Source organism: Streptomyces hebeiensis, assembly GCF_052983195.1.
The window spans coordinates 2,743,341-2,758,999 of the sequence record NZ_CM129812.1; the positions used below are offsets into that span (position 1 = coordinate 2,743,341).

Annotated in this window: 12 protein-coding genes, 2 tRNA genes and 1 pseudogene; 9 read left to right on the top strand and 6 right to left on the bottom strand. The window is 69.7% G+C overall.

Going from position 1 to position 15,659, the window contains the following annotated elements:
- Nucleotides 1-69: 69 nt before the first annotated feature.
- From ehuB to ACU6P3_RS11885, 6 genes are all read left to right on the top strand, one after another.
- A complete protein-coding gene (gene ehuB / locus ACU6P3_RS11860) occupies nt 70-924 on the top strand; it encodes an ectoine/hydroxyectoine ABC transporter substrate-binding protein EhuB (protein WP_447197105.1) in 855 nt (284 codons plus the stop codon).
- A complete protein-coding gene (gene ehuC / locus ACU6P3_RS11865) occupies nt 921-1,595 on the top strand; it encodes an ectoine/hydroxyectoine ABC transporter permease subunit EhuC (RefSeq protein WP_447197106.1) in 675 nt (224 codons plus the stop codon). Before ehuB ends, ehuC begins: the two co-directional genes overlap by 4 nt.
- A gap of 32 nt (nt 1,596-1,627) precedes the next feature.
- Nucleotides 1,628-2,245, top strand: coding sequence for an ectoine/hydroxyectoine ABC transporter permease subunit EhuD (gene ehuD / locus ACU6P3_RS11870; protein ID WP_344283672.1), 618 nt, complete (start codon nt 1,628-1,630; stop codon nt 2,243-2,245).
- Entirely contained in the window at nt 2,235-3,032 is a 798-nt protein-coding gene (gene ehuA, locus ACU6P3_RS11875; protein WP_447197107.1) for an ectoine/hydroxyectoine ABC transporter ATP-binding protein EhuA, read from the top strand. Before ehuD ends, ehuA begins: the two co-directional genes overlap by 11 nt.
- Nucleotides 3,033-3,198: 166 nt before the next feature.
- Nucleotides 3,199-3,957: an IclR family transcriptional regulator gene (locus ACU6P3_RS11880; protein ID WP_447197108.1), complete on the top strand. Its 759-nt coding sequence runs from the start codon at nt 3,199-3,201 to the stop codon at nt 3,955-3,957.
- Nucleotides 3,958-4,041: 84 nt separating this feature from the next.
- Nucleotides 4,042-4,115: transfer RNA gene (locus tag ACU6P3_RS11885), tRNA-Lys, on the top strand.
- A gap of 117 nt (nt 4,116-4,232) precedes the next feature.
- Here ACU6P3_RS11885 and ACU6P3_RS11890 read toward each other — a convergent pair.
- The 6 genes and pseudogenes from ACU6P3_RS11890 to ACU6P3_RS11915 all read right to left on the bottom strand — a co-directional run.
- A pseudogene (locus ACU6P3_RS11890) lies at nt 4,233-4,832 on the bottom strand (alginate lyase family protein); the annotation flags it as partial.
- Between the two features lie 258 nt (nt 4,833-5,090).
- The gene (locus tag ACU6P3_RS11895; RefSeq protein WP_447197109.1) at nt 5,091-5,579 is read right to left on the bottom strand and encodes a phospholipase; all 489 of its coding nucleotides are present in this window, start codon (nt 5,577-5,579) and stop codon (nt 5,091-5,093) included.
- Nucleotides 5,580-6,045: 466 nt separating this feature from the next.
- The gene (locus ACU6P3_RS11900) at nt 6,046-6,342 is read right to left on the bottom strand and encodes a DUF4190 domain-containing protein (protein WP_344283622.1); all 297 of its coding nucleotides are present in this window, start codon (nt 6,340-6,342) and stop codon (nt 6,046-6,048) included.
- Between the two features lie 206 nt (nt 6,343-6,548).
- Nucleotides 6,549-7,139, bottom strand: a complete 591-nt coding sequence (locus ACU6P3_RS11905; protein ID WP_030748644.1) for a lytic polysaccharide monooxygenase auxiliary activity family 9 protein — start codon at nt 7,137-7,139, stop codon at nt 6,549-6,551.
- A gap of 177 nt (nt 7,140-7,316) precedes the next feature.
- The gene (locus tag ACU6P3_RS11910; protein WP_447197110.1) at nt 7,317-9,269 is read right to left on the bottom strand and encodes an SPFH domain-containing protein; all 1,953 of its coding nucleotides are present in this window, start codon (nt 9,267-9,269) and stop codon (nt 7,317-7,319) included.
- 11 nt (nt 9,270-9,280) lie between these two features.
- Nucleotides 9,281-10,690: a peptidoglycan-binding protein gene (locus tag ACU6P3_RS11915; RefSeq protein ID WP_447197111.1), complete on the bottom strand. Its 1,410-nt coding sequence runs from the start codon at nt 10,688-10,690 to the stop codon at nt 9,281-9,283.
- A 157-nt stretch (nt 10,691-10,847) separates the two neighbouring features.
- Here ACU6P3_RS11915 and ACU6P3_RS11920 point away from each other — a divergent pair.
- From ACU6P3_RS11920 to glxA, 3 genes are all read left to right on the top strand, one after another.
- Nucleotides 10,848-10,921, top strand: a tRNA-Lys gene (locus ACU6P3_RS11920).
- Nucleotides 10,922-11,450: 529 nt separating this feature from the next.
- A complete protein-coding gene (locus ACU6P3_RS11925; RefSeq protein WP_447197112.1) occupies nt 11,451-13,703 on the top strand; it encodes a glycosyltransferase family 2 protein in 2,253 nt (750 codons plus the stop codon).
- Entirely contained in the window at nt 13,700-15,652 is a 1,953-nt protein-coding gene (glxA, locus tag ACU6P3_RS11930) for a radical copper oxidase GlxA (RefSeq protein WP_447197113.1), read from the top strand. Before ACU6P3_RS11925 ends, glxA begins: the two co-directional genes overlap by 4 nt.
- The last annotated feature ends 7 nt before the right edge of the window (nt 15,653-15,659 follow it).

Below are 15,659 nucleotides of genomic sequence, written 5' to 3' on the forward strand. Positions count from 1 at the left end.
AAGAGAAGAACGAAGAACCAGCCGAATACGCCGACCACCTCACATGCGCGAAGCATCCCGAATCGCCTCATGGGCAGACGCTCTCTGCTCCTGGGCACGGCCGCGCTGGGCGCCGCGGGGGCGCTCGGCGCCGCCGGCTGCGGCCGGGTCCCCTCCGGCGACACGCTCGCCCGCCTCAAGTCACAGCGCACCGTGCGGCTCGGCATCGCGGGCGAGGTCCCCTACGGGTACATCAACGACCAGGGCGAGTTCACCGGCGAGGCCGTGGAGCTCGCCAAAGTGATCTTCAAGCGCCTGGGCATCGGCTCCGTGCAGCCCGTGGCCACCGACTTCTCCTCCCTCATACCCGGCCTGAACTCGCAGCAGTTCGACGTCGTCTCCGCCGGGATGTACATCAACGAAGAGCGCTGCCGGCAGGTCATATTCGCCGACCCCGAGTACCAGATGCTCGACTCGTTCATCGTGCGCAAGGGCAACCCGAAGGGGCTCCACTCCTACCAGGACGTGGTGCGCACCAAGGCGAAGATCGCCACCGGGACCGGCTACGCGGAGATCGACTACGCCATCGCGGCCGGCGTCCCCGAGAAGGAGCTGGTGATCCTCCAGGATCCCGTCGCCGGCCTGAACGCCGTCGAGTCCGGCCGCGTCGACGTCTTCGCCGGTACGGCGCTCACCAGCCGCAACGTGGTGAAGAACAGCCGCAGGGCCGAGGCCACCAAGCCGTTCGCGCCGATCGTGGACGGCAAGAAGAAGATCGACGGCGGCGGTTTCGCGTTCCGGCCCACCGACACCGGCCTGCGGGACGCCTTCAACGCCGAGATCCACAAGATGAAGAAGAACGGCGAGCTCTTCCGCATCCTCCGGCCGTTCGGCTTCACCAAGGCCGAGATGACCACCCTCACCGCAGAGGAGCTGTGTAAATGACAGCGGGCCTCTGGACACACTGGGTGCTCCCCGGCATCTGGATCACCCTGCAACTCACCCTGTACAGCGCCGCCCTGGCCACCGCCGTCGCCTTCACCGTGGGCATGGCCCGCACCCATCGCTCGCGCGTCGTCCGCTTCCTCGCGGGCTTCTACACCGAGGTCTTCCGGGGCACCTCGGCGCTGGTGCTGATGTTCTGGCTGTTCTTCGTGCTGCCGAGCCTGTTCGGCTGGGCGCTGGTCCCGATGTGGGCGGCCGTCCTGGCGCTGGGTCTGTCGTACGGGGCGTACGGCGCCGAGGTCGTGCGCGGGGCGCTCAATTCCGTGGCCCCGGCCCAGCGCGAGGCCGGGATCGCCCTGAACTTCACCCGCTGGCAGCAGATGCGGCTGATCCTGCTGCCGCAGGCGGTGCCGGAGATGATCCCGCCGTTCAGCAACCTCCTCATCGAGCTGCTGAAGGGCACCGCGCTGGTCTCCCTGCTCGGGGTGGCCGACGTGTCGTTCGCCGCGTACCTGGTGCGCCTGGCCACCCAGGAAAGCGCGCAGATCTACTCGGTGACCCTGGTGATCTATTTCGTGATCGCCTTCGTCCTCGCCCGTGGAATGCGGGCCGTGGAACGCAGGACCAAGGCGGGTATCGGTATCACCGCGACTCCTGGGGGTGCCCGGTGAAAACCTGGGACTGGTCCGCCGTCGCGGACTTCATGCCGCGTTTCCTGGACGGCCTGCTCGTCACCCTCCAAGTGCTGGTGCTCGGCTCGCTCCTCTCCTTCACCCTCGGATTGGTCTGGGCCATCGGGTTCCGGGCGCCGACGCGTTTCATCCGCTGGCCGGTACACGCCGTCACCGAATTCATCCGGAACACGCCGCTGCTGGTGCAGCTGTTCTTCTTCTTTTTCGTCCTCCCCGAGTTCGGTGTGCAGTTCTCGGCGCTGACGACGGGCACGATCGCCATCGGCGTGCACTATTCGACGTACACCGCTCAGGTCTACCGGGCCGGTATCGAGGCGGTGCCGCCCGGCCAGTGGGAGGCGGCCACGGCGCTCAGTCTGCCGACCGGCCGGACCTGGACGGCGGTGATCCTGCCGCAGGCGATCCGGCGGATCGTCCCGGCGCTGGGCAACTATGTGATCTCGATGCTGAAGGACACTCCGCTCCTCGCCGGGATCAGCGTGCTGGAAATGCTCCAGCAGTCGCGACTGGAGAGCGCGGCCACCTTCCAGTACACGGAGCCGCTGACCGTGGTCGGTGTCGCTTTCATCCTCATCGCCTATCCGGCTTCCCTTCTCATGCGAGCCCTGGAGCGTCGTCTTGTCCGCTGACACCACACCACCGAAGCCCGCGGGAGAACCGGCCGCGAAGCACCTCCCGGACGGTGAGCTGATCCGATTCGACAGAGTGACGAAGCGGTTCGGGAAGAACACCGTCCTGGACAACCTCTGTTTCTCGGCCAGGCCCGGAAAACACGTCACCCTGATCGGCCCGTCCGGCTCCGGGAAGACGACGATCCTCCGGCTGCTGATGACCCTCGTGACACCGGACGAGGGCACCATCACCATCGACGGGGAGAACCTCTACCCCGCCGACAGAAGGCACGTGCGCGAAGTGCGCAAGAACATCGGCATGGTGTTCCAGCAGTTCAATCTCTTCCCGAACATGAACGTCCTGCGCAACATCACCGAGGCGCCGGTCCGGGTCCTCGGACTCAGCCGGGACGAGGCGGAGGAGCGCGGCCGGGAACTGCTCGACATGGTCGGTCTCGGCGACCGCTGCGCCGCCAAGCCCACCCAGCTCTCGGGCGGCCAGCAGCAGCGGGTCGCCATCGCGCGGGCGCTGGCGATGCGGCCGCGGATCCTGCTGCTGGACGAGGTCACCTCGGCGCTGGACCCCGAGCTGGTCGCCGGGGTGCTCGACGTGCTCAGGGACATCGCCCACACCACGGACATCACCATGCTCTGCGTGACACACGAGATGAATTTCGCCCGTGACATCTCGGACGACGTCCTCATGTTCGACTCCGGAAAGGTGATCGAGTCCGGCCCGCCGGAGAAGATCTTCACCGACCCGGAACAGGAACGTACCCGCGAATTCCTGAGCGCGGTGCTCTGACCTCCCCATACCGCGAAGTAGTGTGCCGCTGGCATATGCCAGCGCGATGCGGCCCAGCGTGCGGCGCCGGGCCGCATCGTCTTCGCCGCCCGACGACCACCCCGCGAACGGCCCATGACGGTTATCGTGGGCTCAAGCTTGCGGTCACAACCTGCTGGGGGGAACCGTGGTGCTGAAGCCGGATTCGACGGCGCCGTTCCACTCGGCGCGTCATGTCCTGCGCGTTCTGGAAGCCGTGTCCAAACACGGCGGCGGGGTCACCGAGGCACGGATCTCCCGGGAGAGCGGACTGCCCGCCGCCCATCTCTCGCCCCTGCTCACCACGCTCCGCCGCGAGGGGTACGTGGAGCGGCTGGCGGACGGGGCGTACGTGGCGGGCGACTCCCTGGCCCTGCTGAGCTCCGGCGCCGCGGGTCGGCAGGCTCTCGCGGCCAGGCTGGAGACCACGCTGCACGAGCTGCGCGACTCGGTCGGCGCCGCCGTCTACCTCAGCCGCTACATCGACGGCGAGATCAAGGTGACCCAGATCGCGGACAGCCCGCTGACCCCCGCGGTCAACGAGTACGTGGACTTCCGCTCCACGGCCCACGCGAGCGCGATCGGCAAATGCCTGCTGTTCCAGCTGGACCGGAACGGCCGCCGGGACCACCTGGCCCGCCACAAGATCGCCCGGTTCACCTCCCGGACGATCACCAGCGAACGTCTGCTGCTGTCCCGGCTGGACAGCCAGCCGCCGACGGTGCCCGTGCTCGACCTCCAGGAGTACGCGGTGGGGACGGTGTGCGCGGCGGTTCCGCTGACCGCCGGGGCGGCGGTCGGCTGCCTCGCGCTCTCGCTCCCGGTCGAGCACGCGCACCGGCTCCGCGCGGCGGCGGAGACCCTCCACCGGCGGGCCGCGCCGATGGCGCTCTCGCTGACGTTGTAGGGGCTCGCGGGGGTGCTCGGGACCACCGGCCCGGCGGCGGTCCCGAGCACCCCCGCGAGCCGGGTATGATTTTCCAGTCAGCAGGCGCCGCTAGCTCAGTTGGTTAGAGCAGCTGACTCTTAATCAGCGGGTCCGGGGTTCGAGTCCCTGGCGGCGCACGTTCGATCATAGAGCTGACCTGGGCGTTCTCGGTTTCCGAGAACGCCCTTCGGCGTATGGTGAGCCCGTACGGGACAGGTGCGGGCCCGCGGGGGGGGCGGGGCGCCGGCTCGGGATCAGTACGGATTGCCGGCGTGCGTGAGAGTCGTCCAGGCGTTGAAGTAGTTGTCCGTACCGGACGGCCGGTGCGCCTCGTTGTACTTCCGGGTGTTGGTCATGGCGATGCCGAGGCGGTTGTGGAGCGCGTTGAAGCCGACCTCCGTGACCCGGTCGAGGCCCTTCTTGACGGAGCCGCCGCCCAGCCAGGACGGCACGGCGGTGCCGTTCTCGTAGGAGGTGTGGAAGCCCGGCGCGTGGCGCAGCCGCTCCCGGATCTTCGGATAGAGGTCCTGGCCCTGGATGCGGCTGGTCTCCGCGACGTCGACGATGGAGGCGAGGCCCCAGCCGGTGTGCCCGACGTCGCGGCAGGTCTCCTGGGCCAGGCCGTCGGTGAAGGTGCTCTGGCCCTGCCAGTACTTGATGATCTCGGCGCTGGTGTCGATGCCGCTGCCCGCGGGCGGCTCGGGCAGGTCGCCGTCGCCCGTCAGGTAGACGTACACCGGGACCCGGGCGAGGAACGTGCTGACCGCCTTGTCGTAGGCGGCACGGTCCTCGATGAAGACCGAGATGCCGATGGCCGCCTCGGTCATGACCAGTTCCCAGTTGCCGTTCTTGGTCGCCGTGCTCACCTCGACGGCGCCCGGCGGGCGACCGCGTCCTGACGAACCGGGGCGTACCGACCGTACGGCGGCCGGTCACACAGATGTTGCCATGAGTGCGGCACGACGCCCGCGGAGAGCGCCGTGCCGGTTACGCGTGGGCCGCGGGAGGGCCCTGGGGTCCGCCCGACGGAGCCGGGGGGCCTTCTTCAAGCCGGCGAGCCGTCACAGGACCGGGCGTGACCGGTTGCCGTACGAGCGGCTCATACGGGCGGCTCAGGTGACGGACCGCGAGCCGTCCACCATCGGGGTCACACCGAAGATGTCCACCGCGTGGTAGTACGTCCACGCCGTCGCGTCGCAGGACGCCTTCGAAGCGCCGGAGTAGGCCGAGCACACCCGCTTCAGGTCGGCGTAGAAGGCGGAGTCCAGGCGTGCTTTGTTCGCGTCGAACTGGCCGGCCGCCTTGTAGTTGCGGTAGCCGAAGTCGTGGCGCGCGCAGGCGGTCTGGAAGGGGAAGCCGAAGGGGTTGTCCGGGGAGGAGGAGCAGTAGTCCGTGGACCAGTCGAAGCCGTAGGCGGTCCAGGCTCCCTGGTTGCCGCGGGCGGCGAGCCAGGTGTTGTAGCTGGCGGCCGACTCCTGCGTCCAGTTGCTGAGGACCTGCGGCTTGTCGGCGGGGGCGGCCGCCGCCTGACTTGCCGTCAGGAGTGTGGCGGGCAGGGCGAGTATCGCGGCGGCGAGCGGAATTGCCAGGCGTCTGCGCATGACGGAACAGCCTCCGTGAGGTTGGTGGGGGGAGACGCTCGGGCCCGGGGCGGCCGGAGCGTCCTCAGCGTGAACTGCCTTGCTGTCGCTGGGGTCTACGCGCGATGACCGGTACGGAAATGGTCCCCCACATCCCGGCACCGACAAACCTTTTAGACGCGAACACGCCTACGAAAAACCTCAGTTGGCGGCCGACATGTGGTAGAGCGACGCACATCTGCCGCGTATCTTCACCGCTCACACCTGGGCGCTCGACACGGAAAGGGTGTACGGGGCGGGGCGGCACGTACGAGGGACGACCAGGGACGCCAGGGGGACGTCCGGGGCGCCCGGGAGGACATACGGGCAAGGGCGGAAATCGGCCCCGGGCCCAAGAGGACCCGGGGCCGATCGCGGCCGGACCGTACGCCCCCGGAAGGGACGTTCGCGTTCGGGCCGAGTGTGGCTTTGGCCCGCACGGCGACGCTCAGCCGCTGAGCGCGGCGGCCACGGAGAGGAGTACGGCGAAGAGGACGAGGTCCACGATGCCGAGGACGATCCCCGCCTTGGCGAGGCCGGCCTTCCCGCCGGAGGGCGGCGCCTGCTTCTGCCCGAACATGCCCAAGAGGATCGCGATCGGCCCCAGGATCGCGGGAAAGGCGAACAGCCCCACGATTCCGCTGGCCAGAGAGGCGATCGACAGGCCGTTCGCGCGGGACCGAGAGGTCGAGGCCGTGGAGGAGTTGCCGTAACCGAGCATCCGATTCTCCCGAATCTCGTTCATGTCGCTTCATTTCTCGTCATGTTCACTTGTGAACTCTCTTCTGCCCGCGATGAGGAAGACCACTCGGCGGGACGACGAGCCGCGGAACGACAAGCGGCGGAACGGCAGACGGCGCGCCGAGCCGGGAGGGGCTCGGCGCGCCGGCGGGACGCGGTGGCCCCCGGGCGGCGTGGCGCGGCGGTGCCACGCCGCCCGGGGCTCAGACGTCAGAACTGGACGTCGGAGCAGGAGTAGAAGGCGTTCGACGTGTCGGCGATCGTCCACACCGCCACGATCACGTGCCGGCCCGAACGCGACGGCAGCGTGCCCGAGTGCGAGAGCGTCGCCGGCGGCTGTGCGTTGTTGTACGGCACGGTCAGGAACGGCTGGGTGTCCAGGGACGCACGGGTGATCTTCTGGGACGGGTTCCACCCGCTCTTGGTGAGGTAGTACTTGAAGTCACTGGTGGCGTGGCGGGCGGTGAACTGCCAGCGGAACGAGAAGTTCTGGCCGCTCGACACCTTCGTCGTGGGCCAGCCCGTGCCACCGCGCGGGTCGTCGAGCTGGCTGAACCGGCTGTTGCCTCCGGCGCAGATCTGCCCGTCCGCGGGACCTCCGGCCGGGAAGCCCTTGGGCCCCTCGACGCTCTGGGGCTCCCACTGGATGTCGCCGCAGTTGGTCACCGTGCCGTTGGCACAGAGCTTCTGCCGGCTCAGGGGTGAGTCGGTGTAGCCATGGCTGCTCGCACTTCCGGTGGCGAGCAGGGAGGCGCCCGCCACGGCGAGGCCGACGACGGCCGCGCCCATCTTCTTTCGCATGCTTCGCTCCAGAGAACGTGGGGAGTTCGGTGAGCTGTGTGGTGCACGCGTGCGGGGGAACCCCGGGGGTGGCGGCGCTGCGGTCTAGACCAAGTCCCAGACTATGGCCAACGGTTAGGCATGTCCATAACAAGCGCACAAGCGGTCCGAAGCCGGTCACGCGGGCTCACCGGCCGGTCACACGGGCTCACCGGCTCCCTGCCGCCCGGTGTAGAAGGCGATGGTCAGGTCCCTCACCAGTGCCTTGCGCTCGTAGTCGTCCAGTTCGACCAGCCCACGGGAGGTCAGCCGGCCCACGGTGTCGTCCACCGCGTCCACCACCGAGGTCAGCACGCTGTCGCGGTGTTCGGCGTCGATGGCGGCGATCCGGCGCCGCTGCATCACGGCGGCGAGCTCAGGCGCGTACTCGATACGCGTCGGCTGCGCCGAGAAGACGTCGATGCCGACGGGTCTGCACTCGGCCGCCAGGATCCGGGACAGCTCCGCACCGAGCCGCTCGGCGTCGCGCAGCGTCGCCGCGTCCGAGTGGAAGGCGTCGGCGGGCAGTTGGGAGAGCACCCGCGCGAGCGCCGCCTCCACCTGCTCGCGCAGGTACTCCTCGTGGTCCTCGACCCCCAGGACCGCTCGCACGGTGTCCCGCACCCGCCAGACGACGAGGACGACCACCCGCAGCGCGGTGCCGTTCGCGTCGACGGCGGGCATGGGCTCGCTGCGCCAGTGCCGCAGCCGTACGTCCACCAGGTGGCGCAGCAGCAACGGGCTCATCCACACCAGCCCCGTACGGCGCACGCTGCCCCGGTAGCCACCGAAGAGCGTCAGCACCCATGCCTGTCCCACCTCGCCCCGCGCGAGGCCGCCGAACGTGAGGAGCAGCAGGATCGCTCCGAGCCCGAGCAGACTCCACTGCGCGGGGCCGAAGCCGTGGTACGGCCGGGCGGGCAGACGCAGCGCGTCGGCGACGACGCCGGGGACGGCACCGGTCCACCAGAGCACGGCCGCGCAGCCGAGCAGGACGAACACCCCGGCGCACACGGCGAGCACCCCGGGCAGCACGGGCCCCGGCCGCTCGGCCAGTCCGGAGTCCACGACCGGCACGCCGCGCGCCGAGCCGGAGCGGGGCGCGGCGGGTCGCGGGGAAGCGGGGCCCGGAGGGGTGGAGCGCGGGGAGTCGGGGCGGGAGGCCGTGCGCGGGGAGGCACCCGCGGGGGCCGTCGCCCGCTGCCCCCGAGACGCTTCCCTCCCCCGGTCGTCGCCACCGCCCGGGCCGCCCTCGCCACGCACGCCGCGCCCTTGTGCGCCACGGCCTTCCGCGCCCTGACCCGGTGCACCGTCGCGGCGTCGACCGGCTCCCGGGGGAACGTCGTCGCGGAAGAGGAGGTGAACGGGGATCTCCTGGGTGGACCCCGCCACGATGAGGGGACCGCGCCGCGCCGTCTTCTCCCCGCCGGGGGGCGGGGCGTCGGTGCCGGCCGACGGGTGCTGCCGGGGGGACGGCTGAGGGGACGGCTGGGGCACGGACCCTCGTGAACCGTCCGGTCCCCGGGCCTCCTGGGCAGCGGAGCCCCCCACGATCGGAGTGCCCTCCAGGGCAACGGTGTCCGCGCCGGTGGCCTCGGGCCCGGATTCGGGTTCGGGGACGGGCCCGCGCTCGGAAACGGGTCCGGGTTCGGGGACGGGTCCGGCGACCTCCGCTTCGGCGGCCTCGTTCCGGGCGAAGCCGTCCCTCGCCTCCGATGCCTGCCCGGAGGCGGGTCCGCCACGATCGGCGTCGCCCCGGTCCGGCCCCGACACCGGCCCCGGCACCGGCACCGCAGGACCGCCGCCGCCCTGTCTGCCCGATTCGCCGGCCGGACGACCCTCACGGCCCGAGTCGCTGTCCGAGCCGGGCCCGGCGCCCGGGCCGGCGGCGCCCGGACCTGGTGCCGCGTCGGCCGTCTCGCGGTCGTCTCGGCCGGCACCCCCGGCCTCGTACGGCACCACCCGCACGTCCCCGTACGGGGCGGGCCCGGCGGCAGGCCGTTTCACCTGCCGGACGGGGCGCGCGCCACGGGCCGCGTACGCGTAGTCGGTCGGGGCGGGCACGGGCCGGGTGCCCGTTTCGTCGCCCGGCTGCGGGGCCGTCGTCGTCATCCTTGCCTCCGTCATGCGAAGAGTCGCCGCCAGGTGTGGGGGCCGGGGTAGCCGTCGGCGTCTGAACCGCGCCAGCCCTGCGCGCGCTGGAAGTCCCGGACGTTGCGCCGGTCGGCCTCGGTCCAGCGCCTCCCCGGGCCGACGGCGTAGTGCCTGCCGAAGCCCTTCCTCACGAGTTGCTCACCGAGCTGTTCGACGTGCGTGCTCGCCCGGCCGGGCCGGAAATGGCCGGCCCCGGGGAAGCCGGGTGCCGGGTGCGCGCCCTGGCCGTTCCCCCGCTCGGCCGGCTCGGCGGCCGGGATGTCCTTGCCCAGCCCGTTCACCAGGTACAGCCAGGTCGTCGGGCCCGGCAGACCGTCCGCGTCGGAGCCGCGCCAGCCCTGCGCGCGCTGGAACGCCTCCGTCGCCCGCCGGTCCGACTCGCTCCAGCGCGGCCCCGGGCCGACCTCGTAGAAGCGCTTCCCGCCGCGCTTGACGAGCATCTCGCCGAGCTGGGTCACGTACGCCTTGTTCGCGCCCGGCCCGAAGAACTCCTCGCCGGGGAAGACGGTCGGTACGCCCTCGCCGGGGTTCTTGCCGTCGGGGTCCGCGACGACGCCCCTGTAGCGGTACGGCACGTAAGAGTCGGAGTTGCTCCAGTACGCCATGGGCGTCGCCTGGGCACGCGCGTGCGGCTTGGTCTGCTCGTACGCCAGGTAGTAGGAGTGCGTGTAGTCGGCCCAACCGCCGAAGAGCGTGACGTGCGACCCCTTGGTCGGATTCTCCGGGTTGTGGAAGAGCAGCATGTCCCCGGGCTGGAGTTCCTCCCGCTCGATCCGTTCGCCGAACGTGGCGAGGCTGCCCGTCCATTCGTTGCTGCCGAGGTTCCAGGCCATGGAGACATATCCGGAGCAGTCCTGGCGGTACCCGTCGGACCAGTACTTCTCCATGCTGTACGGCACCTCGGCGTTCACCCACACCTTGGCCCGGCTGATGATCTCCGCGCGGGTGATCTTGTTGGTCTCGGCCTCGTGGGGACCGGAGTCGGGGCGGGGCCCTGGCAGGGGCCGGCCGTAGAGGGGAGCGCTGTCGCCCTGCGGGCTCGTCGGCCCCTGGTCGCCGGGCGGTGAGTCAGGACCGGCATCACCGGCATCACCGACGGCACCGACGGCACCGACGGCGTCGGCTCGGGCGGCGCCGGAGACACCGTCGGCTCGGGCGACGTCGGCCTCCACCGCCGCGGCCGCTCCCGCCGCGCCCGCCGCGCCGAGCGCGACCCCCGCCGCCGTGACCGCGACCAGCGCACGCCGGGCGCCGTGCGCGGCCCGGTGACCGCCCGCGCTCACCGGCAGCCCTCTGACCAGCTCGCGCCGCCGCCGCCCGCACCCGGCACAGGGGCAGTCGGGAGCCGGCTCGTACTCCTCGAAGACCGGGACGGCCATACGATCCTCTCCACAAAAAATCGGCATTGTCACACAAGATCGAACGAAGCGCATTTTTACGTATCAAAGGGACGAAAGGACAATGCGACAGGCCGCAGCTACCACCAATTGGTCGGAGGCACCCTCGCCGGTCGGGTAAAGTTGTCCAGGTCAGCAGGCGCCGCTAGCTCAGTTGGTTAGAGCAGCTGACTCTTAATCAGCGGGTCCGGGGTTCGAGTCCCTGGCGGCGCACGCACCGCGAAGAAGCCCTCTCACTCCATGTGAGAGGGCTTCTCTCGTGTCCGACGACCCGGTGCGCGCGCCCGCCGGCCCCACGCACCCCCGAGCACACTCCACACACCCCCGCCGTACGTCATCACAGGATCGCCATGACCCTCACAGACACCGCGCGACCGCCAAAGCATCCGTCACACCGGCCGCTCAAAACACCCAAACAGCCGGTAAACGTCCTTTTTCTTCCTTGCGATCCCGGCAGCGGTCGGACAACCTAAGCTGAGCCCATTGACCCAATGGGGCATGCGGTCCGAACAGTTGGACGCGATGCGAGGGGATGTCCCCATGGTCGTCAGGTGGGGCAGGGGGACCCGGTTCACGCATAGCGGCCGTCCGCGGCCTCATGCAACCGGATGGCCGCTGTCCGCCATCTCCATGAGGACGGCGCTCGCAAGGGACGCCGTCCGGGCCGACGGCCGAGGGGTCATCCGGGCGGAAACGATCGATTCAGTCAGCACGCCGCTCGCGTGCGTGCAGGGGGATGGACATGACGTCTACGCCAGACGGCGCCCGGCAGGACAGTGATGTCACCCGGACCACCCAGCTCCGGATTCCCTCCCAGCTGAGAAACGCCGCGCAGCGGCAGCGGACCCGCGCACAGGCCCCCCTGCCCAAGTACGACTACGAGCACTACAGCCGGCTCGCCGGCCCGCTCACCCAGCCCGACCCGGCCGAGCCGTACACGGTGCGGTACCGCTCGCTGCTCTCCCAGGAGACACACCGGATACGCGCCGCGCTGCTCCTCGGAGCGGCGCCGCTGCTCTCGCTCGGCCTCTTCGTCTGGCTGATGCAGCCCCAGCACTGGACCGAGCGCGACCCGAACCTCAAGAACGACACGCTCCTCGTCCTCGACGTCATCATGCTCGTCTCCATCGGACTGATCGAGCTGTTCCGCACGATGAACGTCCTGTCGAACGCGCACGCGACGCTCGTCGCGCGCGACCCCATACCCGTCGTACCCGAGAACGGGACCCGGGTCGCCTTCCTCACCTCCTTCGTGCCGGGCAAGGAGCCCCTGGAGATGGTGACGAAGACGCTGGAGGCGGCGGTACGGATCCGGCACCGCGGCGTGATGCACGTATGGCTGCTGGACGAGGGCGACGACCCGGCGGTGAAGGCGGTCTGCGCCCGCCTCGGCGTACGCCACTTCTCCCGCAAGGGCATAGCGAAGTGGAACCAGCCCAAGGGCGCGCACCGGGCCAAGACCAAGCACGGCAACTACAACGCCTGGCTGGAGGCGCACGGCGGCGACTACGACTACTTCGCCTCCGTCGACACCGACCACGTACCGCTGCCCAACTACCTGGAGCGGATGCTGGGTTACTTCCGCGACCCGGACGTCGGTTTCGTCATCGGCCCGCAGGTCTACGGCAACTACGACACGTTCGTCACGAAGGCCGCCGAGTCGCAGCAGTTCCTCTTCCACGCCCTGATCCAGCGCGCGGGCAACCGCTACGGCGCACCCATGTTCGTCGGCACGAGCAACGCCGTCCGGATCTCCGCGCTCAAGCAGATCGGCGGTCTGTACGACTCCATCACCGAGGACATGGCGACGGGTTTCGAGATGCACCGTCACCGCAACCCGGCGACGGGCAACAAGTGGCGCTCCGTCTACACCCCGGACGTACTGGCCGTGGGCGAGGGCCCGAGCGCCTGGACGGACTTCTTCACCCAGCAGCTGCGCTGGTCGCGGGGCACGTACGAGACGATCCTCAAGCAGTACTGGAAGGGCTTCACCACGCTGCCGCCCGGCAAGCTCTTCAACTACACGATGATGATCATCTTCTACCCGATGTCGGCCCTCAACTGGATCCTCGCGGCGCTGAGCTGCGCGCTGTTCCTGGGCATGGGCGCCTCGGGTGTGCAGATCGACCCGGCGATCTGGATGATGCTGTACGGGAACGCCTCGGCCCTCCAGATCGGCCTCTACATCTGGAACCGCCGGCACAACGTCTCACCGCACGAGCCGGAGGGCTCCGGCGGCCTGGCGGGGATGGCGATGTCCGCGATGTCCGCGCCGCTGTACGCCCGTTCGCTGACGGACTCCGTCCTGCGCCGCAAGAGCTCCTTCGTGGTGACGCCGAAGGGCGACTCGTCCAGCCCGGACACCCTCTTCGGCACGTTCCGCATCCATCTGTTCTTCATCCTGGTCTTCGGCGGTTCGCTGGTCGCGTCCTTCGTGTTCGGCCACGACCACCCGGCGATGATCACGTGGGCGACGCTCGCCATGCTGATCACGGCCGCGCCGATCCTCATCTGGCGCTGGGGGATGCGCCAGGAGAAGAAGAACAACAAGCGGAAGCGGGGCGCGCACCGGGGCGGTGGTACGGGGACGCAGCCCGGCGCCATGGCGACGCCGCGGGCAGCGCAGGCGCAACAGACCCAGCAGCTCCCCCAGCCCCAGCAGTTCCAGCCGGCCCCGTCGGCCCAGCAGGCCCAGCAGGCCCAGCAGGCCCAGCAGGCCCAGCAGGCCCAGCAGCCTACGCAGTTGCAGCAGACCCAGCGCTTCGGGACGACTCAACCGCTTCCGCGGGCGCCGGGGGCCGACCCGGCGGCGGACTCCTTCGTCGACCCGATGGCGGGAGTGCCGCTGAGCGTCCCGTACCGCAAGCCGGCCGCGCGGACGGCCCGCCCGATGACCGACTCGACGGCCGGTCCCGCCGCCGGACGCGCCCGGCACGCGGCACCCGACGATCCCGATCAGACAGCCCAGATTTCCCTTGGGGGACCTAAGCAATGAGCGCCATTCCCGTCCGGCAGAACCACCGCAGGAACCGTGCGCGCCGGCTCGCGATCGGCGCCGCGGTCGTGGTCGCGGTGGCGGGGATGAACGGGCCCGCGCTCTACCGGTTCAGCTCGGAGCAGTACCACGAGTACAAGATCAACCGCCCGGACTACAAGGCGGCGAACGGCCACTGGGGCTTCCTGGACGTACCGGCGAAGTTCAAGATCAACTCGATCCACGCCTCGCTGCTGCACACCGGCAAGGTGCTGCTGATAGCCGGCTCCGGGAACAACCAGAAGAACTTCGACGCGGGCAAGTTCGAGTCGATCCTCTGGGACCCCAAGGACAACTCGTACAAGATGATCCCGACGCCCAAGGACATGTTCTGCTCCGGGCACACCCAGCTCCCTGACGGGAACCTGCTGGTGGCGGGCGGTACGAAGCGGTACGAGAAGCTCAAGGGCGACGTCACCAAGGCCGGCGGCCTGATGATCGTCCACAACGAGGACCCGGACAAGCCGATCACGCTGCCCGCGGGCACGATGTTCACCGGCAAGGAGAACGGCAAGACGTTCGTCTCCAAGGACCCGGTGCTCGTGGAGAAGGCGAAGAAGGTCTTCGATCCGGCCACGGGCGCGTTCCTGCGTACGGAGCCGGGCCTCGGCCGGATCTACGTGGAGGCCCGCAAGTCGGGCGCGCGGTACGAGACCGGCACGGAGGACAACTACCGCGTGCACGGCATGAAGGGCTCCGACGCCCGGAACGTCTACGGCATCGCACAGAAACTGGCACTCGACAAGAAGGACTTCCAGGGCATCAGGGACGCCTTCGAGTTCGACCCGGTGGCGGAGAAGTACATCAAGGTCGACCCGATGAACGAGGCGCGCTGGTACCCGACGCTGACCACGCTCGAGGACGGCAAGGTGCTGGCGCTGTCCGGGCTGGACGAGATCGGCCAGATCGTGCCCGGCAAGGACGAGATCTACGACCCGGAGACGAAGAAGTGGGAGTACACCGGGATCATCCGGAAGTTCCCCACATATCCCGCGATCTTCCTGATGGACAACGGGAAGCTCTTCTACAGCGGGTCCAACGCGGGGTACGGTCCGGCCGACGTCGGCCGTGACCCGGGCGTCTGGGACCTGGAGACCAACAAGTTCGACAAGATCCCGGGCCTGAGCGACGCGGACCAGATGGAGACCTCGGCGACGGTGATGCTGCCGCCCGCGCAGGACCAGAAGTTCATGGTCATCGGCGGCGGCGGGGTCGGCGAGTCGAAGAAGTCCAGCGAGAAGTCCCGGCTGGTGGACCTCAAGGACGCCGATCCGCGCTTCGAGGACGGCCCGGCCCTCGACAAGGGCACCCGCTACCCGAGCGCGTCGCTGATGCCCGACGACAGCCTGCTCGTCACGGGCGGCTCCGAGGACTACCGGGGCCGCGGCGGCACGGACATCCTCCAGGCCCGGCTGTACGACCCGAAGTCCGACACCTACAAGCGCGTGGCCGACCCGGCGGTGGGCCGCAACTACCACTCGGGCTCGGTCCTGCTCCCGGACGGCCGCGTCATGATCTTCGGCTCCGACCCCCTGTTCTCGGACAAGGCCAACACCAAGCCGGGCACCTTCGAGCAGCGCATCGAGATCTACACCCCGCCCTACCTCTTCCGCGACGAGCGCCCGGAGCTGACGGACGGCCCGAAGGAGATCGAGCGGGGCGGCTCGGCGGTCTTCAAGACGAAGGACGCGGCGTCCATCAAGACGGCCAAGCTGATGCGCCCGAGCGCGGTCACCCACGTCACGGACGTCGAACAGCGCTCCATCGCGCTCGACATGAAGAAGACGGCGGAGGGCATCGAGGTCACCGTCCCGGAGAACAGCGCGCTGGTGCCGTCGGGCTGGTACATGCTCTTCGTGACGGACGACAAGGGAACACCGTCGGAGGCGGTCTGGGTGGACGTGCCGTAACCACGTG

Bases quoted from the DNA above. Each gene is read 5' to 3' on its own strand.
- ACU6P3_RS11915 (WP_447197111.1), bottom strand. From the start codon at position 10,690: ATGGCCGTCCCGGTCTTCGAGGAGTACGAGCCGGCTCCCGACTGCCCC.
- ACU6P3_RS11905 (WP_030748644.1), bottom strand. From the start codon at position 7,139: ATGCGAAAGAAGATGGGCGCGGCCGTCGTCGGCCTCGCCGTGGCGGGC.
- ehuD (WP_344283672.1), top strand. From the start codon at position 1,628: ATGCCGCGTTTCCTGGACGGCCTGCTCGTCACCCTCCAAGTGCTGGTG.
- ACU6P3_RS11900 (WP_344283622.1), bottom strand. From the start codon at position 6,342: ATGAACGAGATTCGGGAGAATCGGATGCTCGGTTACGGCAACTCCTCC.
- ACU6P3_RS11925 (WP_447197112.1), top strand. From the start codon at position 11,451: ATGACGTCTACGCCAGACGGCGCCCGGCAGGACAGTGATGTCACCCGG.
- ACU6P3_RS11895 (WP_447197109.1), bottom strand. From the start codon at position 5,579: ATGCGCAGACGCCTGGCAATTCCGCTCGCCGCCGCGATACTCGCCCTG.
- glxA (WP_447197113.1), top strand. From the start codon at position 13,700: ATGAGCGCCATTCCCGTCCGGCAGAACCACCGCAGGAACCGTGCGCGC.
- ACU6P3_RS11910 (WP_447197110.1), bottom strand. From the start codon at position 9,269: ATGACGACGACGGCCCCGCAGCCGGGCGACGAAACGGGCACCCGGCCC.
- ehuB (WP_447197105.1), top strand. From the start codon at position 70: ATGGGCAGACGCTCTCTGCTCCTGGGCACGGCCGCGCTGGGCGCCGCG.
- ehuC (WP_447197106.1), top strand. From the start codon at position 921: ATGACAGCGGGCCTCTGGACACACTGGGTGCTCCCCGGCATCTGGATC.